This is a genomic window from Fictibacillus terranigra, from assembly GCF_030412265.1.
Lineage (GTDB): Bacteria > Bacillota > Bacilli > Bacillales > Fictibacillaceae > Fictibacillus_C > Fictibacillus_C terrinigri.
Genome location: NZ_JAUHLN010000004.1, coordinates 199449 through 218899 on the forward strand (window position 1 = coordinate 199449; position 19451 = coordinate 218899).

17 protein-coding genes and 1 pseudogene are annotated in these 19451 nt (G+C 43.9%); 14 read left to right on the forward strand and 4 right to left on the reverse strand.

All coding sequences use genetic code 11. The annotated features are described in order from the left end of the window. Positions 1-14: 14 nt before the first annotated feature. A complete protein-coding gene (locus QYF49_RS18975) occupies positions 15-707 on the forward strand; it encodes a pseudouridine synthase (RefSeq protein WP_290401369.1) in 693 nt (230 codons plus the stop codon). 23 nt (positions 708-730) lie between these two features. Continuing rightward, on the forward strand, positions 731-1600 hold the full coding sequence (locus QYF49_RS18980) for an SPL family radical SAM protein (RefSeq protein WP_290401171.1): 870 nt from the start codon (positions 731-733) through the stop codon (positions 1598-1600). A gap of 148 nt (positions 1601-1748) precedes the next feature. On the opposite strand, the pseudogene QYF49_RS18985 reads toward QYF49_RS18980, so the two are convergent. After that, positions 1749-3106: pseudogene (locus QYF49_RS18985) on the reverse strand (IS1182 family transposase). A 225-nt stretch (positions 3107-3331) separates the two neighbouring features. On the opposite strand from QYF49_RS18985, the gene QYF49_RS18990 reads away from it, so the two are divergent. Then, positions 3332-4273 (forward strand): transporter substrate-binding domain-containing protein, encoded by a 942-nt coding sequence (locus tag QYF49_RS18990; RefSeq protein WP_290401172.1) that lies wholly within the window; start codon positions 3332-3334, stop codon positions 4271-4273. Positions 4274-4456: 183 nt separating this feature from the next. Here QYF49_RS18990 and QYF49_RS18995 read toward each other — a convergent pair whose 3' ends face one another. Together QYF49_RS18995 and QYF49_RS19000 are read right to left on the reverse strand one after the other, a co-directional pair. Beyond that, a complete protein-coding gene (locus QYF49_RS18995; RefSeq protein ID WP_290401173.1) occupies positions 4457-5254 on the reverse strand; it encodes a peptidoglycan-binding protein in 798 nt (265 codons plus the stop codon). Positions 5255-5498: 244 nt separating this feature from the next. Then, complete coding sequence (locus QYF49_RS19000; RefSeq protein ID WP_354005855.1) at positions 5499-5681, reverse strand: GNAT family N-acetyltransferase; 183 nt, start codon at positions 5679-5681, stop codon at positions 5499-5501. Between the two features lie 186 nt (positions 5682-5867). Between QYF49_RS19000 and QYF49_RS19005 the strand changes: the two genes are divergently transcribed. The 11 genes from QYF49_RS19005 (at position 5868) to QYF49_RS19055 (ending at position 17052) form a co-directional block, all read left to right on the forward strand. Next, the gene (locus QYF49_RS19005; RefSeq protein ID WP_290401174.1) at positions 5868-6530 is read left to right on the forward strand and encodes a 5-bromo-4-chloroindolyl phosphate hydrolysis family protein; all 663 of its coding nucleotides are present in this window, start codon (positions 5868-5870) and stop codon (positions 6528-6530) included. Further along, the gene (locus QYF49_RS19010) at positions 6520-7698 is read left to right on the forward strand and encodes a toxic anion resistance protein (RefSeq protein WP_290401175.1); all 1179 of its coding nucleotides are present in this window, start codon (positions 6520-6522) and stop codon (positions 7696-7698) included. The genes QYF49_RS19005 and QYF49_RS19010 overlap by 11 nt, the downstream gene beginning before the upstream one ends. Before the next feature lie 192 nt (positions 7699-7890). Next, the gene (locus QYF49_RS19015) at positions 7891-8829 is read left to right on the forward strand and encodes a heme-dependent oxidative N-demethylase family protein (RefSeq protein ID WP_290401176.1); all 939 of its coding nucleotides are present in this window, start codon (positions 7891-7893) and stop codon (positions 8827-8829) included. Then, positions 8826-9266, forward strand: a complete 441-nt coding sequence (locus tag QYF49_RS19020) for a dimethylamine monooxygenase subunit DmmA family protein (protein ID WP_290401177.1) — start codon at positions 8826-8828, stop codon at positions 9264-9266. The genes QYF49_RS19015 and QYF49_RS19020 overlap by 4 nt, the downstream gene beginning before the upstream one ends. 16 nt (positions 9267-9282) lie before the next feature. Further along, a complete protein-coding gene (locus tag QYF49_RS19025) occupies positions 9283-10248 on the forward strand; it encodes a PDR/VanB family oxidoreductase (RefSeq protein ID WP_290401178.1) in 966 nt (321 codons plus the stop codon). Between the two features lie 425 nt (positions 10249-10673). Further along, complete coding sequence (locus tag QYF49_RS19030; RefSeq protein ID WP_290401179.1) at positions 10674-12731, forward strand: BglG family transcription antiterminator; 2058 nt, start codon at positions 10674-10676, stop codon at positions 12729-12731. An 18-nt stretch (positions 12732-12749) separates the two neighbouring features. Further along, positions 12750-13031 (forward strand): PTS sugar transporter subunit IIB, encoded by a 282-nt coding sequence (locus QYF49_RS19035; protein WP_290401180.1) that lies wholly within the window; start codon positions 12750-12752, stop codon positions 13029-13031. A gap of 23 nt (positions 13032-13054) precedes the next feature. Continuing rightward, complete coding sequence (ulaA, locus tag QYF49_RS19040) at positions 13055-14425, forward strand: PTS ascorbate transporter subunit IIC (protein ID WP_290401181.1); 1371 nt, start codon at positions 13055-13057, stop codon at positions 14423-14425. A gap of 28 nt (positions 14426-14453) precedes the next feature. Beyond that, a complete protein-coding gene (locus QYF49_RS19045; RefSeq protein ID WP_290401182.1) occupies positions 14454-15305 on the forward strand; it encodes a transketolase in 852 nt (283 codons plus the stop codon). After that, positions 15302-16264: a transketolase family protein gene (locus QYF49_RS19050; protein WP_290401183.1), complete on the forward strand. Its 963-nt coding sequence runs from the start codon at positions 15302-15304 to the stop codon at positions 16262-16264. Before QYF49_RS19045 ends, QYF49_RS19050 begins: the two co-directional genes overlap by 4 nt. Positions 16265-16449: 185 nt before the next feature. Next, positions 16450-17052 carry a restriction endonuclease subunit S domain-containing protein gene (locus tag QYF49_RS19055; RefSeq protein WP_290401184.1) on the forward strand — a complete coding sequence of 201 codons (603 nt, stop codon included), beginning with the start codon at positions 16450-16452 and terminating at the stop codon, positions 17050-17052. A 31-nt stretch (positions 17053-17083) separates the two neighbouring features. Here the strand turns inward: QYF49_RS19055 and QYF49_RS19060 are convergent, their stop codons facing one another. After that, positions 17084-19237: an SH3 domain-containing protein gene (locus QYF49_RS19060; protein WP_290401185.1), complete on the reverse strand. Its 2154-nt coding sequence runs from the start codon at positions 19235-19237 to the stop codon at positions 17084-17086. Positions 19238-19451 lie beyond the last annotated feature (214 nt).

Sequence of the window (19451 nt, forward strand, 5' to 3'; positions counted from 1 at the left end):
GAAAGAGGAAAATGATGCGAATCAACAAATACATCAGTCAAACCGGCGCCATTTCAAGAAGGGAAACGGACAGGCTTCTTAAAGCGGGAAGGATTACCGTCAATGGCGTGAGATGCGAAATTGGCCAGCTGGTGGATCCGGACGATCAAGTACTTATTGATGGGAAACCGATCGAAAATAAGGTAAACTCGGTATACATTGCATTAAATAAGCCGGCTGGCATCACATGTACGGCCGCTCCGCATATTAAAGGAAACATCATAGAATGGGTGAGTTATCCTGATCGTATTTTTCCGGTTGGCCGTTTGGATAAAGCTACCGAGGGACTGATCCTGCTCACGAATGACGGAGAATTGGCCAATGCCATCTCTCATTCTGATCATGGCCATGAAAAGGAATACTTAGTAACACTTAACAAGGCTTTTAGCGATGAGTTTGTCGCTCATATGGCACGCGGCGTTCAAATTCCAGAAGCCGTCACGAAGCCTTGTTTTATAGAAAGAATAAGCGAGGATGAGTTCAGAATCATTCTCACACAGGGATTGAACCGCCAGATACGCAGAATGTGCCGGGCTTTTGGCTATACGGTTACGAAGCTCGAGCGAATCCGGGTTATGAACATCGAGCTTGGTGAACTGCTTAGAGGCGAATGGCGTAAATTAACGGCTATTGAGGTCGAAGAGCTGAGAGGGCGGCTCGGAATATAGGAAAGAAGAGGGAGGGAAACAACATGAAGGCACAGCTGAAGGATATCGTCTCAAAGAGCATATTGACTCCAGGTGTGGGACAGCTGGATGATTTTTCGCATTCGCTGAATCCGTATGCCGGCTGTACCTTCGCTTGTTCCTACTGTTATGTTAGGCAGCTGCCGATTTCTCTATATCGTGAAGAAGAGTGGGGTACTTGGGTCGATATTAAGACCAACGCAGCTGAACTGTTGAGGCAGGACCTTTTAAAGGCTAGAAAAAAGGGCCCTGTAACGATCTTTATGGCGTCTTCCACTGACCCTTATCAGCCGCTTGAGCACGAAACGAAGCTGACGCGAAGCTTGCTCGAGGTTATGCTGGACGTGCCGCCGGATTTTCTCCATGTTCAAACGCGCTCACCGTTAGTGAAGCGTGATATCGACTTATTAAAAAAGTTTGGCGATAAAGTGAGGGTATCGATGACAATCGAGACTGACAAGGAAGATATCAGAAAAGCGTTCGCCCCAACTGCTCCGCCTATTCCGGCGCGTATGAAAGCATTAAAGGAGATCAGGGAAGCGGGCATTACTACCCAGGCCAGTATATCACCGCTTTTGCCTTGTTCGAGGGAATTTCCGCAAAGGCTGCGCCCGATTGCCAACCGGGTAACGATCGATGATTTTTGGCTTGGGGACGGAAGCGGCGGCAAGCGCACCGAACGCCTTGGCATCTACGAAATTTATAAACAGACCGGTATGGAAAAATGGTACAATCCAACAGCCCATAAAGTCGTTTTGAACATGATGCGAGAACAGATCGGTGACGAAGTCGAAGTGATGCTCTCAAAAGACGGCTTTACACCGGTCGATCAAGCGCGAAAACCGGCTATCGGAGAGAATTTAAAATTTTTTTAAATGGGTATTTTGGCTGCCGGACCTTTATATAGCGAATATGACAGGAAAAAGCACAGCAGAGGCTGTGCTTTCAGAACGTCGACAAACCCCTCTCCAATTATATATTGGTGGAGGGGTTTGTCTGTTTTTCAGGCAAATTATTTATTTCTTAAACTGGACATGGCCCTCGCCATGTCCAGTTGGCTAATTTCTTTAAGTTCATGGCAGCGAAAGTTAGCATCGCCTGCACAGACACTTTTTTTTCAGTCCTCTGAATCTTGTCCATCGCATACCATGCTTTTCTTTCCCATCTGCGAAAACACGTTCAATGGTTTCTTTTCGCTGGGCATATATTTTTTTATGGATCTCCGTATGTCTAAGGTGATCCGCTTCTTCTATGTATTCTTCCCAAAGGTGCCGATGAATCATTTTCCTGTGTTCCTGGCTTTGAGTACACTGTTGAAGGAGTGGGCACGTTTGACAGATCTGAGGGTTTGAAGCATATTGACGATAACCCTCACGGGTTGTTGTTCGATAGGTAAGGATTTCCCCTTGGGGACAAAGATAACAATCATGGTGCTCGTCATAGACATATTCATGTTTTCGTAAGTACCCATCTTTCGTTCTTGGCCGGGTATACGGCATTACTGCACGGATTTCCTGGTCCATTAAATATTTAGCGATCGGTGGCGTTTTGTATCCTGCATCTACGGCAATGGCATTCGGTTTACCTACTTGTTCCATCAACTGGTTGACTAAAGGCTCAAGCATTCGGCTGTCATGGACATTGGCACCTGTCACCAGGTTTCCTAAAATAAATCCTCTAGCGTCACAGGCGGTGTGAAAAGAGTAAGCAAATAGCTTCTCTCGTTCATCTTTTACATAGTAGCCGCTTTCTGGATCCGTGGTGCTAATCTTGGATTCCTTTGTTTCATTCTTCGTTTGAGGGGGGAAGGGCTTTTTTCCGTTTTTCTCTCGGTCGATATGAATCTCTTTCTCAAGTTGAGATTGATAACTTCTGGTTTCTACACGTACGGTCTTTTTATCAAACTTCTTCTTATTCGCATTCGCTTTGACATGAGTAGAATCAATAAACATAACGGAGGGGTCTACCAATCCATAATTCATGGCTTCACGAAGAATACGATAAAAGATGTGTTCAAAGAGACCACTATCCTGAAAACGGCGTTCATAGTTTTTACCGAAGGTGGAGAAATGCGGAATCTTTTCACTGAAGTCATAACCTAAAAACCATCGGTAAGCGACATTGGTTTCGATCTCCTTTATGGTCTGGCGCATGGAACGAATCCCAAAGAGATATTGTAAAAGTGCAATCTTAACCAAGACCACAGGATCTACGCTTGGACGGCCATTATCAAGCGAATATGTATCTTTAACCGCATCATAAACAAAATTAAAATCCATCACTTGATCGACTTTGCGGACTAAATGATCCTGTGGAACGAGATCATCAAGAGCAACCATTGTAACTTGATGACGTCCTTCTGAAGAATGTTTGGATAACATGTTCTTTCCCCCTCAAACAGTATCTTCTCTAAGGATACAATAAAAAAAGCTTGTAGACATGAGACTTTGTCTACAAGCTGAAAGCACAGCAGAGGCTGTGCTTTTTTAATATAGGACTTTACTCTTCAGACCAATGCACCCTTTTGTTGAATTTTCTGAAAAAAGATGTACTTGTCCCTTTGCTCTATGAATAATGAATGTATCTCATAGAATGGAGGAAGTCATATGAAAAAGTCATTGGTCATAAAGTGGCTGGTCGTTTTGAGTTTTCTTGCCTGTGTTTTTTTGGCCGGAATGCGTTTTAGCTCGGCCACAAAAGATGCGGGTGAAGTGGAATGGAACGGCAGCCAGCTGAGTTCGATGGAGGTTAATGGCAAGCCTTATGTGTCTGCAGAAGAACTGGCTCAAGCCACGGGTTCTGAGCTTCATAAAGGACGACATCATTATACTGTTTCTTCGAGGCTTGACCGCATCATGAAAAAAGGCGTCATCCGGGTAGGCACGACAGGGGACTATAAGCCGTTTACCTTTTACAACAAAGACACGAAGAAGTTTGAGGGGTACGATATAGAAGCCGCAGAGTTAATGGCGAAGGACCTTGGAGTTAAGGTCAAGTTTGTAAAAACGTCATGGCCGACACTCATGAATGATTTGCTCGATGATAAGTTTGATATCGCAGCAGGGGGAATCAGCCGCAATACGGAGCGCCAAAAGACGGCACAGTTGACCCGGCCTTATATGAATGAAGGGAAGTCACCGTTAATTCGTGAGGCGGATAAGGAGAAGTATACAAGTCTTAAAGCGATCGATCAGCCGGACGTTACCATAGGAGTAAATCCTGGAGGAACGAACCAAAAGTTCGTGGACGCCAACATAAAGCAGGCGAAAGTGGTAGTCGTTGAAAACAATTTAGAGATTCCGCACATGGTCGCAGAGGGAAAAGTAGACGTCATGATTACGGACAGTACCGAGGCGATGTACTATGCGAGCAGGGATCAAAGGCTTTACGCTGCCCTTACTGATAACACCTTTACGAAAAGCCAAAAAGGATACTTGATCCCTAGAGGCGATTCAGTCTTTGAAAACTGGGTCAACCTCTGGATGGATGAAATGGAGCTGCAAGGTGAGTTTAACCGGTTAAAGGACAAATACATCTACAACAAATAGCTAAAAAAGGATGTGAAAGGAGGCCCAAGGACACTTTTGGCCTCCTTTTTATGTGATACAGGCAGAGTTGCGTGCACTTCAGGGAGAATTTTAAGAAATACGCGCCAATCTCATAACAGCCAAATAGGCATAAAAATAATCCTGGGTATCCAAACGGATATCCCAGGATTATCATTTAAACGATTATTTCTCGTAAACTGTTACTTTTACGTCTTTACGGCCCCAGTTGATCGCATCACCGTGGTCTGGAATGAACACATCGATCATCTTGCCGTTGATTCCGCCGCCAGTGTCTGCAGCAATCGCTGTGCCGTAGCCTTCAACCACTACTTTTGAACCAAGCGGAATCACCTCTGGATCCACTGCAATTACTTTGCCGTCATTGTATTTTTGCAGATCAATGCCCATTCTTGTTTTGCCGGAACAGCCGTCACAATCTGCAGTATAGGCAGAGCTGTTTACCGTGAAGCTTCGTGTGGAGTAGGAAGGGCTCTTTTGGCGAAGCTTTGAGAACGTCTTAGGTCCTGCGATGCCGTCAGCTGTGATGCCCTGGTTTTTTTGAAATGAAGCCACAGCCGAAACGGTGCTGTCACCGTAAATGCCATCAACCGTTGAATCGTATGTATTCCATGCTTTCAATAAACGCTGTAATTCAATAACGGGTTTTCCCATATCACCGCTGCGCAATACTTTAATTTTACTGATGGTCGCTGATCCTGCGATACCATCAACCTTCAAACGAGACTGTTCTTGAAAGCGTTCAACTGCGCCTTTCGTTATAGGACCATAGTAGCCAGTAGCTGTATGATATGGAAACACGCCCTTTGTCATCAAGTATTCCTGCAATTGTTTCACGTCACTGTTGCTTGAGCCTGTAGAAAGCATTTGACTGCCTAGAGCGGCGCTGCTGTGTCCAGGAAAAAACAAGCCAGTACAGAGGACTGCCATCATCAACAATCCCATTAGTTTTTTCAACATCATGTATTCCCCCTTAAAATTTTTGATAAACCCTTTAGTTTTTTCGCTAAGAAATGACAAAATAGGGGGAAATCTTGAATAAACGCTTCTATTTTCCTATGAACCTTACAAGAAAAGCCAATCTGCTGTTTCGGCAATTTCCAGCAGGGTATCTAGTCTAATAGAGACGGAATAAGAAAGACTGACCCTATAATGGATCAGCCTGCTTCCATATGAGATAAATTTTGGATATTCTGATAAAAAGTATTTAAAACAATAATCCCATGACCAACGTCGAGTAATAGACTCCGTTTATGTACGTGTCGTTTCGAACCAACCCTTCCGCTTCAAAACCGAGTTTCTTGTATAAAGAGATGGCCCGGTGATTGTCTTCTCTGGTCACTAGGCTGATTCTCCTGGTGATTCGGTTATGCTTAGCCCATTCAATCAGCTCAGGTGCCTGGCACCGCGAACTAAGCCTTAAGTCTTAGTTTTTTTACGTTTACGGGGCTATAGAGATGTTCAACATAATCATGTATGGTAGAGATATAGAAAAAGTAAATTTTTTCTAAAAATGAAACCCGAGTTTGTTCTATTCGTAGTAATAGAAAAGACATGATGTCAGGAGTCGATTCTTATGAACTGGTTTTTGTCCGTATTTGTCAAGGTGATCAGTGCAATCAATACGATGGTCATCGTCTGGCTGCTGTCCTTTTTTGCGTTTGATCAGTCTTTCTTGCTCTCGAGTGCCTTTGCGGCCGGGGGAGCGGTGATCGGCTATTTGATGACAGCGATGCTATGGAATTACCGCATACTGCGAAAATATAAGCTGACCCGCAGTGAATTTAAATATATCAAGAAAAATTTAAATGAAGCAAAGCCAAAGATATACAGGCTGCAGAAGACACTGTTTTCCATCCGGGACATCCCGACCTTGAAACAGAGGATTGAACTGACAAAGATCACAAGAAAAATATACAGCATGACCAAAAGGGAGCCAAGACGTTTTTTCCAAGCGGAGCGTTTTTACTTTTCTCATTTGGATTCAGCTGTTGAGCTGACTGAAAAATACGCGTTCTTATCAGGACAGCCAAAGAAAAGCTGGGAGCTTCAGGATTCTCTTTCTGAAACAAGAAGGACGTTGAAGGAACTTACCGAATACATTGAAGAGGACCTTTACCACTTGATCTCTGATGATGTGAATCAGCTGAAATTCGAGCTGGATGTGGCCAAGCATTCAATAAAAACCTTGAAAGATTCAAAATTAGAAACGAAAGCAGGAGATTATAATGAGCGATAATACGTCCCCTCTCTATAATCATGACGATAAATTGGACATTATGACTGATTTGCTCTCCGATCCGTTCGGTGGCAATGAAAACGTGCAGGAGATAAAGGCTGGAGAACAGGAGAAGCAAAAAAGGCTGATCGACGTTCTGCCTGAAGAAAATAAAGCAAAAGCCTACCAGCTGGCTGAGCAGATCGATCCGAAGAATCACCAGGCGATGATTACATACGGTACGCCGGCACAGTCCAAATTACTTTCCTTTTCCAACACAATGCTGGATCAGGTCAAAAAGCAGGATGTCGGGCAGGTCGGCGAAATCATCCATGACTTAATGAAAAAGCTCAGCCATGTGAACCCAGATGAGCTGCAGTCGAACAAACCGTCTTTAATCGGCCGGATGTTCGGCAAGATTTCCGGCTCTGTTCAAGAGGTGCTTTCCAAGTATCAAAAGACAGGCGCTCAGATCGACCGGATCAGTGTTAAACTCGACAGCAGCAAGAATGTGCTGCTCGCCGATATCGTTATGCTTGAAAAATTATATGAGCACAACAAAGAATATTTTCAGGCGCTGAATGTCTATATCGCTGCAGGGGAACTGAAGCTGGAGGAACTGAACGGGAAAATTATCCCTGCGCTCCGTAAAGAAGCAGAGGCAACAAACGACCAGATGAAATATCAGGAAGTTAACGATATGGTGCAGTTTGCCGACCGACTGGACAAGCGCCTTCATGATCTAAAGCTAAGCCGGGAGATCACGATTCAAAGCGCACCGCAGATCCGTTTGATTCAAAACACGAATCAGGCGCTGGTGGAAAAGATCCAGTCCTCCATCATGACGGCCATTCCGCTTTGGAAAAACCAAGTGGCGATCGCACTGACCCTTCTTCGCCAACGGAGCGCGGTAGAGGCGCAGAAACAGGTTTCGAAAACGACGAATGAACTGCTACTGAAAAATGCTGAGATGCTAAAAGCGAACACGATCGAAACCGCCAAAGAAAATGAGCGAGGATTGATCGATATTGAAACGCTCAAGAAAACGCAGGAAAACCTTCTGACAACATTAGAGGAAACACTTCGCATCCAGGAGGAAGGCCGCCACAAACGGCGTCTGGCTGAAAACGAGCTGGCTCAGATGGAAACCGGATTGAGGCAGAAGCTGCTTGAGATTAAAGGACAATAACGGATTTAAGGGCTGTACCACACGAGGTGGTACGGTCTTTTTCCTGGTGTTGGGGAGTTGCCCGGAAACGTCATACGTGTTTTCTCAAACCAAAGAGAACGCCAATTTTTTATTTCAAGCGTCCTCTTCAGTTCCTCACTACTTTTCTATAAAATAAAGAGAAAGAATATTCAGTAAAAAAAGGAGGTCCGTATGCTGACACGTGAAATGGATTCTTTTCCTTATCCGTTTAAGGGCGAGCAATACCGTTATTCCAATAACTCCGTCCCCATGACCCGGCCATCCAGTATAGAAATTACTCCACGTTATACAGAAGAGATTCAACTTAAGCGTAATTTGCTCAACAATTATCCCGAACGCTGTTTTCAAACGATGCCGCATACGTTAAAGGGACAGTGGGAGGCTGTAGATTTGGTCACTGAACATCTGGCAGCTTTTTTTCCCAGTCAGTTTGCGCTCCAGAAAAACGGCGATCACTGGACGTTCGAAAACAAACTGCTAGGGGAGGCATTTACTTTTACCTATGGTGATGAAACGACGATTCCGTATCAGCCTTTAGACTTTATTGGCAGGCATGTGCAGGAAGATCTCATTTTTATGCTGGAGAGGGATGGGGATCTTCATTTGGATGCAGGACAGCTCTGTTTTCCGGCCAACTGGTCACTCGCATTCAACCTTGGGATGAGATTTAAAGAAATTCACCATCCAATTCCGGGATTTAAAGAGGAGGAGCTGGATGAGCGCATCCTGCGTTTTTTAATGAGGATGGAAGCAGGGAGTCCATGGGAGCGGCTGAATTGGTCGTTAATGGCGGGAAACAAGCTCGATACATCATTGGAGACGTTTCATGAATGGGGAAAAGAACGAAAGAACGTAACAGAAGTAAATGCTGGAGACCTCGTTCATCTTCGGGTGGAAGTTCAAAAGCTGTTTCGTCTGCCGCAAAGCAACGGCATTCTGTTCACGATTCATACTCATCTGTTGGCGATCAAGGACTTGGCGGCCAATCGAGACTGGCTGCAGCAGTTTTATCATATTTTAAAAGAGCTTCCCGAACATATTGCGGAATACAAAGGGATCGCTCTCTATCAAAAACCGCTTCTATCCTACCTGAAAGGGAAACTGACATGACGTTTGTACCGGGAAAGCGAAAATACCTCATTTGCGGTGATCCATCTGGTATAAATTTGGTGCAGCCCATCATCCAAAACATTATGGAACAACATTTATCCTTTGAAGTGATGGAGATTAAAGATGAGGAAAAGGTACGAAACTGGCTGGACCATCAGAAAATGGGGTGTTATCTGTATGTTTCAGCAGCGTGGCCAGAGATTGAGCGACTTAAAAACATCACCGAAGACATAGGTTTCTCAGAAGAAGAGGTGCAATTCCTCGGCCGCGGGGAACAAATGATCAAGGTGTTCTGCTGCCGCTGCCATGGACTGACTGAGCTGGCTAGATCGGATGCGTCAGAAATCACATGCTCCCAATGCGGCTTACTGCTTTCGGTAAGTGACCACTATTCATCATTGCGGAAGGCGTACTTAGGCTATGTGGCCAAACTTTAATAGGAGTTGAACGGAAATGTTTTTGGCGGAGAGGGTGCCTGTCACGGTAAATACTATACATAACGAAACGGCACGTGTGAAACGTTTTGAGCTTGCTTCGCTTGACGGCCAGCCGCTGCCACCCTATAGCGGAGGTTCACATATCGCTGTTTTTATGAAAACAGAGAAAGGGCAGGTTCATCGCCACTACTCTTTAACCGGATATACAAATAAAAAAGGACATTATGAGATTGCTGTCGCACTAAACCAAGATTCAAAAGGTGGTTCCGCTTATATGCACCATAAAGTAAAAGAAGGGGATACACTGCACATCAGTTACCCGAAAAATCATTTTCCTTTGAGCTTTAAAGCGAAGCGGCATGTGTTCTATGCGGCGGGAATCGGAATCACGCCTTTTATAAGGATGATGGAGGAATTAAGAGAAAGGGATGCTTCCTTTGAACTGCATTATGCTGCCAAGACAAAGGAATCCTGTGCGTTTTATTCTTCCCTGAAAACAACTTATCCCGAACAGTGCTGCTTCTATTTTTCCCAAGAAGACGAGGGAGAGAGGATGAATAAAGTTTCTCTTGCTCAACATCCGATCGGAACCCATGTGTACTTTTGCGGACCGGGTTCTTTTATTACTGAATTCACTGATGCAGCAGCAAAATTAGGCTATCCATCTTCCAATATTCATGTTGAACGGTTTACCTCGCCAAAACCAAGCGTTCGGAACGCTTTTCAAGTAAGACTGAAAAATGGATCCACCGTGCAGGTAGCTGAAGATCAGACCTTGCTCGAAGCTCTTCTTGACCATGGAATCGATGCTCCGTATTCTTGCCGTGCAGGACGCTGCGGTACGTGTGAGATCAAAGTTAAAAAGGGGGAGGTTGACCATTGCGATTCTTTTCTGACAGAAGAGGAGAAGGAACGACAAGAAACGGTCATAGCGTGTGTATCGAGGGCAAAATCAGCTGAATTAGTATTAGAAATAGAGTAACGAATCTTTTTATTTTTCTGTTCGTATATATGGGAAAAGGAGTGGGATCAGGGTGGTGGTTTTCGGAAACAGTTTGGGCGTGATCGTCATGACATCTCCTTGATTATTGGATCTATAAAGATGAAGCGAAACGGTGCTCTGGCTTTTATTATGATTCTCCTTTTCCTTAACTTACTATTTGAGAAACTATAGAAGTATTATCACCAATTAATAAACCTGAATCCCATTAAAGGATTCAGGTTTATTTTATTCCTTCAGTTTTACAGCCCTTTAAAATGCTTGTACAATTCTAAATTAAAGATCGGTAATAAGACATAACCGTACTTCGTCACAATTTTGTAAGTTGAAGATAACACTTTTTGTAGTCAATAAGTATCCAAAATGTAAGCGCTTTAAAATATGATGGATACAGGAGGGATGATGACGTGCAACTGGAAGAACGGCCGGCCTTATTGTTGAATCAGCTTTCTGCACTTAACAGACCAACCATGTCGCAGCTTATGGATCAGACCCATTTGACCAAGCGGCAGATTACGTACGATCTTGAAAAAATTAATGAATGGCTGAAGGATCGGAGTCTTCCTCCTATCTCTTATAAACGAAGAACATGGATTGAGGTTCCGGAACGAGTCATTGATTATGCGGGCAAGCAGTTAACGGGAGAGTCTTTTATTTTTACGGAAGAAGAAAGGCTTTATTCCATCTTTTTATTCCTGTTTATCAGAAAAGAGTATATCTCGTCTGCTCACTTTATCTCTCTCCTGAAGGTCAGTAAAAACACAGTAATTGCGGATGTGAAAAAGGCGAATGACAGGATCAGCCCGTTCCTTGTGAAAATTCATTACACAAGGGAACGGGGATACCACTTAAAGGGAACCGAGCTTGATAAAAGGGTCCTGTTAATGAATCATTTAACCAGACTTTTTCAGAAGCCGTCGGGTAAAAAAATAATTGAATATCTCATAACAAAAGCAGGTTATGAGCTTAGAGTGGATGAAATAACCACTCTTCTACAGTCGCTTGAACGGGATTTCAATCTTCAATTTGTGGAAGAACGCCTGCACCAGTTCGCTCATTTTCTACAATTCTATTATATCCGGCTTCTGGAAAAAAAGGTGGTCCGTCTTCATCCTGATGAGATTGAGATTCTTAAACAAGACAGGTTAATAGAAACAGCCAAACAAATCGTTCACCTATTAGAGCTGGATACCGTCGAATCAGAATTGGCCTACCTTGTCATTCAGCTATTAGGACTTTCATTGGGAAATGCATCTGCTGTACAGGATGATTATGATCTGCTGCTGCAAATATGTGAAAGGCTGGTCACAGACTTTGAATCCAAGGCCTGCATCTCATTTGAAGAAAAGAATACAGTCGTTGAAACACTCTATCAGCATCTGAAACCCGCTTACTATCGGATGAAGTACCGAATACCCATCCACAATCCTTTGCTTATTCAGATCAGAGAAGAACACAGGGAACTATATACGATTGTAAAGGAACTGCTTGAGCCCGTTGAAATCCTTCTCAATATCTCTATACCCGAGGAAGAAGCAGGGTTTATTACCATCCATTTTGGAGCTTTGCTCGAAAAACCGAAGCACATTGCAGCTAGAAAAAAGAGAGCATGGGTGGTTTGTCCGAGTGGAATAAGTTCCTCACTGATGGTAAAGCACCAGCTCGAGTCCCTGTTTTCAGAGATCACGATTGACCGTACGATGTCATTGCAGGAATTTAAAAAGGATCAGAGCTCCAATTTTGATCTTATTTTCTCGACTGTACAGCTTCCGACAAAAAAACGCTATTTCCTTGTCAAACCGATCATGACGCCCGTTGAAAAAAGTACGCTTATCAATGATGTTTATCAATTTTTATTTGGGATCCAATATGAGCCGGTTTCAACAAAAGACATCCTTACTATTGTTGAAGGTTTTGGGGAGATCCATGATAAAGCAGGTTTGACCGAGGCTTTAAATCAATTTATGTTTCAAAAAAGGACCAACGTAAACAGGAGGAACAGTCCAGTGCTAAGTGACTTAATTACAAATGATACCATCCAATTTGCGGAACAGCTCCCAGACTGGGAGGAAGCGATAAAGGAGGCAGCCCAGCCGCTTCTTATTAAAGGGGTAATAGAGTCTTCCTACATTGATGCCATGATTGAAAATGTACACACCATGGGCCCTTATGTCATTTTGGGCCAAGAAATTGCTATTCCGCATGCACGCCCGGAAATGGGAGTGAATCAGGTAGGTATGAGTTTTCTTAAACTTGAGCGGCCAGTCTATTTTTTGAACGATGAGAAGCATCCTGTGTCCTTATTGTTCTGTATAGCTGCGATCGATAATACGACCCACTTGCAGGCTCTGTCACAGCTTACAAAACTTTTAAGCAATAAAGACAATGTAAAAAGATTAAAAGCTATGAAAAACATAGATGAAATCATGGAGCTCATTCATGAATATTCCAAAGCGGTGCAGTAAAAAAAGGAGGGACTGGAAATGAAAATTTTAGCTATATGCGGTTCAGGTTTAGGAAGCAGTTTTATTCTTGAAATGAATGTTCAGGAAATTATTAACGAGCTGGGGGTGTCAGGTGTGGAGGTAAGCCATTCTGATTTAAGCTCTGCGACCCCTGACATGGCAGATCTATTTATCGCTGCCAGGGATATTGCGGAAAGTGCCACCCACTTGGGAGAGGTCGTTGTCATTGACAGCATTATTGATATGGATGGAATTCGAGAGAAACTAAGAGAAGAGTTTACCAAAAAAGGAATGCTCTAAAGAGCCTGAAGGGGGAACTGGTCATGGGTGAAAGATTTCTTAAATTGATGATGGATATTCTAAGTCAGCCTGCTGTTCTTGTTGCTTTGATTTCTTTGATTGGTCTGCTTCTTCAGAAAAAACCAGCGAGTGAGGTTGTCAAAGGAACAACAAAGTCCTTTTTAGGATTTCTTGTTATTGCTGCAGGCGCAAATATCCTCGTTGGGGCACTCGATCCATTCGGAAAAATGTTTCAGGAAGCGTTTCATGTAAATGGTGTCGTGCCCAATAATGAAGCCATTGTAGCAATGGCATTGACAAAGTACGGATCGGCTACGGCGTTAATCATGTTTTTTGGAATGATTGCCAACATTCTCGTTGCCAGATTTACCAAATTAAAATATATCTTTCTCACAGGACATCACACATTATACATGGCTTGTATGATTGCCATTATATTGGTGGTTTCAGGGTTAAAAGGGATAGGGCTCATTGTTGTGGGTTCCATTGCCCTTGGTTTAACGATGGCAGTGTTCCCGGCGATGACCCAGCCTTTTATGCGAAAAATAGTAGGAAACGATAATGTAGGATTCGGACACTTCTCTTCTCTTGGCTATATCCTGTCAGGATTGGTAGGAAAAGCAGTTGGAAAGGGATCTCGCTCTACAGAGAAAATCAATTTCCCTAAAGGCCTTGCTTTTCTTCGTGACAGTTCAGTCACTATTGCACTTACGATGACGGTTCTTTACTTGGTTATTGCCTTGTTTGCGGGCCCTTCCTATGTTGAGAAGGAATTAAGCAATGGAACACATTACCTTGTCTTCGCTGTCATTCAGGCGGTCACATTTGCTGCCGGGGTGTTTGTGATCCTTTCCGGTGTTCGACTCGTATTGGCTGAAATTGTACCTGCTTTTAAAGGAATATCTACTAAACTCGTGCCAAATTCCAAACCTGCACTTGATTGTCCAATTGTATTTCCTTATGCACCAAACGCGGTCTTAATAGGTTTTTTCTGCAGCTTTTTGGGCGGAATCGTAGGCATGGCAATCTTGGGCTGGGCTGGTGCCGTAATCATATTGCCAGGAGTTGTCCCTCATTTCTTTACAGGGGCTACGGCAGGTGTATTCGGTAATGCTACCGGAGGTATACGCGGTGCGACCATTGGATCGTTTGCTAACGGTTTGCTTATTACATTTCTTCCTGTTTTCCTGCTTCCGGTACTTGGGGATCTTGGATTTGCGAATACCACCTTCTCAGACAGCGACTTTGGGGGCGCTGGAATTATTTTAGGAAATGTGGCTGATTCGTTCGGGGCGACAGGTGTTACGGTCTTTGTGGCAGCCATGTTAGTGATTGCCGTTCTCTTCGGGTTACGAAAAAAACCGCAGCAAGAAAAGGAAGAGATTTCGGCTTAAAGCGAAGTGCTAATATGGGAGGTTTTCGATGAGTCAAACGATTACTGAAATGGAACTCTTAAGAGATAAGATCCGTTTAAAAACGTTAAAGGAACTCCACCATCTGGGCTTTGGTCATTATGGGGGCAGCTTATCGATTGTTGAAACGCTGGCTGTGCTATATGGAGGCGTCATGAAGATTGACCGTGCCAACCCCAAGTGGGAGGAACGGGATTACTTTATCCTGTCAAAAGGCCACGGAGGCCCGGCATATTATGCGGCCTTAGCAATGAAGGGATTTTTCGCGGAAGAGGTGCTGTACACTCTAAATCAGAATGGGACATCGCTGCCCTCGCACCCTGATCGAAACCTGACACCGGGAGTCGATATGACAACAGGTTCACTTGGCCAGGGTATTTCTGTAGCGGTAGGGGTGGCTCTTTCTCATAAACTGTCAGGCAAGTCGAATAGCACCTATTGCATTGTGGGTGACGGTGAATTAAACGAGGGGCAGTGCTGGGAGGCGTTTCAGTTTGCGGCGCATCACAAATTAAACCATCTTTCTGTTTTGGTAGATGATAATAAAAAGCAGCTCGACGGATTAACAAAGGATATCATCGATCCCATCGATTTTGCTGAAAAGTTTAATGCCTTTGGATTCTATACCTTAAAAGTAGACGGAAGCTCCATTCCTGAAATTTACGATGCGATTAAGCTTGGAAAGTCGCAAATTGAAAAACCGGTTGCCATTATATTAGACACGATAAAAGGCCAGGGCGTTCCATACCTTGAAACAAAAGCAGACAATCACCACATCCGTCCTAATGCTAAAGATGAAGCGGCCATACTCGAAGCGATAGCAGAACTTGAGCGCAGTATGGAAAGGAGGATAACAGGATGATTGAATCAGCAGCTGCATTTTATGAAGTGGAAGAAGTTGAAATGAGGCAGGCATATGCCAGCACTCTGCTTGAGCTGGCAAAACAAAATCCAAACATCATTGCACTGGAAGCTGACCTCATGAGCTCGATCTCTACCAATAAAATTCAGGGGCAGATACCGGGGCAGCTGATCAACTGCGGCATCATGGAAGCCAACATGATGGGAGTAGCTGCCGGGCTCGCACTGACCGGAAAAATTCCTTTTCTCCATACATTTGCCCAGTTTGCAACCCGACGTGCCTTTGATCAGTTGTTTGTCTCAGGGGGATATGCACGGTTAAACCTGAAAATTTTGGGCTCTGATTCAGGGGTAACGGCGGAACACAATGGTGGAACACATATGGCATTTGAAGATATGGGACTCGTTCGTCTGATCCCGAATGCCGTTGTATACGAAGCAAGCGACTCAACCATGTTGTCCTATTTACTCCGTAAAATTTCCAGTGAATACGGTGTGCATTATATACGGACGATGAGGAAAGCAGCCGTGAAAATTTACAATTCCGGCGAGACTTTTGAAGAAGGAAAAGGAAAGATTCTCCGTGAAGGAGGAGATGTAACGATCATCGCCAGTGGGATCATGGTAGCCGAGGCTTTAAAGGCCGCAGATATCCTCCGCAATCATGGAGTACGGGCAACGGTGGCAGATATGTATTCCATAAAGCCGATCGATGAAGAGTTAATTATTAAGTTGGCAAGAAAAACGGGGGCAGTCGTAACCGCGGAAAACCACAATGTCATTGGAGGGCTGGGAAGTGCAGTGGCTGAAGTATTAAGTGAGCATTGTCCTACACCTTTGAGAAGGATCGGCGTCAGGGAACAGTTTGGCCAGGTAGGTAAAACTGAATATTTGAAGGAAGTTTACAACCTGGCAGCCAAGAATATTGCCGAGGCTGTAAGAGAGTTAAAGCCGTATTAAAAGCAAACCCATAGGGTTTGCTTTTTTTCATCACATCCACTACCGAGGATAAACGAAATCTTCTCCCAGTAAATAAGAATTTATTCCTAGATAGAAAAGGTAAAAAAAGTAAAAAAACTCACATTCAATTATTGGATATTTATGGAATAATAATACTTGTTTAATCCATAAAGGAGGGAATTAGATTGAAAGTATTAAAAGCTATGCTAGTTTCAGTCAGCTTGTTTGCATTGTGCCTGACATACGTGCCGAAGCCGGCAGAAGCAGCTAAAGTGAAGGGGTTTGATTACAAAGCAGGAGATATATTGATCACCAAATCCTATAACTCCTACAAATTGGTCGGTCATGCGGGAATTGTGCTGCCCGATGGAAAAAATGTTCTCTTTACGAGCATGAGCTACAATAAAAAGCCTTATGTGTGGAGCATCAGCAAGTGGCTAGATCATTATGACACGACGAAGGTCGTTCGCCACAATAAAGCGTCTGTTGCAAACAAAGCAGCTCAAAATGCGTATGATAATTATTGGAAGAAAGGCGCGAAATATAAAAATAGTACATATAAGGTTTCAACTGATCCTACTAATCGAAAATATTTGTATTGTTCCGAGATCGTTTGGCAGGCTTATTATTATGGAGCTGGCGTTGATTATCAAATGAAAATGTATAACCATGGTACCGGAAAGGAAATCTACGTAAGACCCTCTGTAGTAAAGCCGTATTTCTATGTGGACACAGAACTTCAAAAACATAATGGCTTTAAAACGGTGAAGAAGATCAATTGGAAGTAAATAAAAAAAGCAGACATTATGTCTGCTTTTTTTATTTACCGATGGTTTTGTAGGCGGGGATCTCCAGAATGAGTTTATAAGATGAGAGCAGTTTGTACAGGTTGTACATTTGGGTCGTCTGTTTGGAAGCCCAGCCGATATCTGTTGCATATTGATGAGTCGCCGTGCCGGTTAAAGACGCAGCCAGCGGATTCCATCTCATTTTATAAAGAGTATCCTGTCCAGCCTGGATATAATCTTTGGAAATAAACTTTGCTCCGCCGATAATGGCGGCTCTAGGGGTAAACCAGCCTTCGTCGTAGGCGCGTTTGGCTCCCATGTTGATCGGGTCGCGGTCAACCGCTCCAATTCCATACATATTGTAAACGGTTTTGCCATTATAGACGACACCGGTTGCGAGTTTGGATTTTCCGTTCCCGGTTTCAAGCAAAGCATGGGAGATGAGGTAAATTTCATTTATTCCGTACGCTTTTCCAGCTTCAATAAAAGCATCGGCGTTTCCTTCCAAAATGCCCTTGCCTGCCAGAATCCTTTCATTGACTTCACTGTTATCTAAGCTCGCACTCTGAGAAAGTTTTAAAAATTGATAGGACTTAACCGGATCGTTTTTAAAATTGTTAACGTTCAGCAGGTATCTTACGTCCTCAGGGCTGGCATTGACCCATGTTTTATTGTAGATCACCTGATACCAGGTATAGCCGTCAGCGCCTTTAACCGTATTCACTATCTGAAGCTTTTCCCCGTTGCTGACATTGCCGACAACCCAGTATTGATCTCCTGCGCCGCCCCTGACACGCCAGCCGGTCCCATCCACCACCCCGGTGGTGCTGCTCGAAAGATCAAGCGCATCTTTACGGATAAACGTAGTGTACTTTTTATCGGTTTGCGGGTTCACTTTCATCTGAATGGCGGCCATCTCATCCAGTGTCATTCCATAAGCTGTATTGGTGATCCCTGGATTGGTTTCTGCCTGAACCGCCAAGTAGGAAGTACTGACATACCCGGTTTTTCCGCCGGCAGATACTTTGGCCCAGCCCTTGGCCTCCGAATGAACGGTGACAGGCGTGTTGTGTTTAAGTACGGCCATTATGGAATACGTCGTTGCAGGGCCAGAACGCATGTTAAGGCTCGAGTTTATTCCGACCTTAACAAACTTAGTCACTGTCTTTGCAGGTTCAGCTGGCTTGCTGGGCACTGGCTTCGCGGCAGAGAGATAGCTTGAATCCACATACCCGTTTTTATTGTTGGCCTTAATCTTAGCCCAGCCATTGGATTCGGAATAGACCGTTACTTGCAGGCCGTTCACAAGTTTAGTAATGATGGCTGCATTGGCCGAAGGGCTTTTTCTCAGATTTAGCTTATCGGATGATGATACTTTTACATATTTGGTTGCCGGTTTGGGAGCTGGCTTGGATGCACTAACCACCGGCTTCTTGGCAGATAGATACACGGAGCCGGCATACCCGTCCTTGCCATTGGCTTTGATTTTAGCCCACCCTTTCGACTCGGAATAGACCGTAACCGCTAAACCATTCTTTAGTTTTGTTACGATCGCTGATGTGGCAGAAGCACTTTTTCTCAGATTGAGAGTGTCTCCTGACTTCACCATAACATATTTCGTAACGGTTTTCGGTTTAGCTGTATTTGGGGCAGCTGGAGGGTTGGAAGTGGACAAATAAGCTGAGCTGACATAGCCTGTTTTTCCACCGGCTGTGATTTTTGACCATCCCCCGGATTCAGAATAGAAGGTCACCTTTGTTCCTTTTGCTAATTTGGCGATGACCGCTGCACTTGAAGAGGCGCTTTTGCGCATATTTAATGTGCCCTGGCTTACTTTTACATATTTAATGGCCGTTTGTGGTTTCGCGGCGCTTATCGTTGTTTTAGCTGAAGGTTTGGTAATCAGATACTTGGAACTGACATAGCCATATTTCCCGTTGTACTTAAGCCTTGCCCATCCTTTGCTTTCTGAATAGACGATTACCTTGTTGCCTTTTACGAGCTTGGCGATAATGGCTGACTTTGTCGTTGCGCTTTTTCGCAAGTTCAGGCTTGAGCTTGCACTGACATTCACATACTTCGTTTTTAACTCCTGAGCGGACACGGGTTTGGTATGTGTACTCTGGTATAAAGCGGCTGTGGTTAGTACGGCAAAACAAAACCCCGGAATTGCTAGCTTTTTCATCTCGATCTCCTCTGCACATCATTCTAAAATCAAAATGCTTCACATTGTTTGATTCATAGATGTGTATCGGCCACTGGTACGAAATGTTTTATTACATTTAGTTAACAAATCGGAAAAATAGTTCTATTTACGCAGACGATTAACAAGGGATTCAAAGGGATTCTGGGGAATTAGTACCTAACAGATTATAGGCTCTAACAACTTCAGCATGGCA

Bases quoted from the DNA above. Each gene is read 5' to 3' on its own strand.
- QYF49_RS18975 (WP_290401369.1), top strand. From the start codon at position 15: ATGCGAATCAACAAATACATCAGTCAAACCGGCGCCATTTCAAGAAGG.
- QYF49_RS18980 (WP_290401171.1), top strand. From the start codon at position 731: ATGAAGGCACAGCTGAAGGATATCGTCTCAAAGAGCATATTGACTCCA.
- QYF49_RS18990 (WP_290401172.1), top strand. From the start codon at position 3,332: ATGAAAAAGTCATTGGTCATAAAGTGGCTGGTCGTTTTGAGTTTTCTT.
- QYF49_RS18995 (WP_290401173.1), bottom strand. From the start codon at position 5,254: ATGATGTTGAAAAAACTAATGGGATTGTTGATGATGGCAGTCCTCTGT.
- QYF49_RS19005 (WP_290401174.1), top strand. From the start codon at position 5,868: ATGAACTGGTTTTTGTCCGTATTTGTCAAGGTGATCAGTGCAATCAAT.
- QYF49_RS19010 (WP_290401175.1), top strand. From the start codon at position 6,520: ATGAGCGATAATACGTCCCCTCTCTATAATCATGACGATAAATTGGAC.
- QYF49_RS19015 (WP_290401176.1), top strand. From the start codon at position 7,891: ATGCTGACACGTGAAATGGATTCTTTTCCTTATCCGTTTAAGGGCGAG.
- QYF49_RS19020 (WP_290401177.1), top strand. From the start codon at position 8,826: ATGACGTTTGTACCGGGAAAGCGAAAATACCTCATTTGCGGTGATCCA.
- QYF49_RS19025 (WP_290401178.1), top strand. From the start codon at position 9,283: ATGTTTTTGGCGGAGAGGGTGCCTGTCACGGTAAATACTATACATAAC.
- QYF49_RS19035 (WP_290401180.1), top strand. From the start codon at position 12,750: ATGAAAATTTTAGCTATATGCGGTTCAGGTTTAGGAAGCAGTTTTATT.
- ulaA (WP_290401181.1), top strand. From the start codon at position 13,055: ATGGGTGAAAGATTTCTTAAATTGATGATGGATATTCTAAGTCAGCCT.
- QYF49_RS19045 (WP_290401182.1), top strand. From the start codon at position 14,454: ATGAGTCAAACGATTACTGAAATGGAACTCTTAAGAGATAAGATCCGT.
- QYF49_RS19050 (WP_290401183.1), top strand. From the start codon at position 15,302: ATGATTGAATCAGCAGCTGCATTTTATGAAGTGGAAGAAGTTGAAATG.
- QYF49_RS19060 (WP_290401185.1), bottom strand. From the start codon at position 19,237: ATGAAAAAGCTAGCAATTCCGGGGTTTTGTTTTGCCGTACTAACCACA.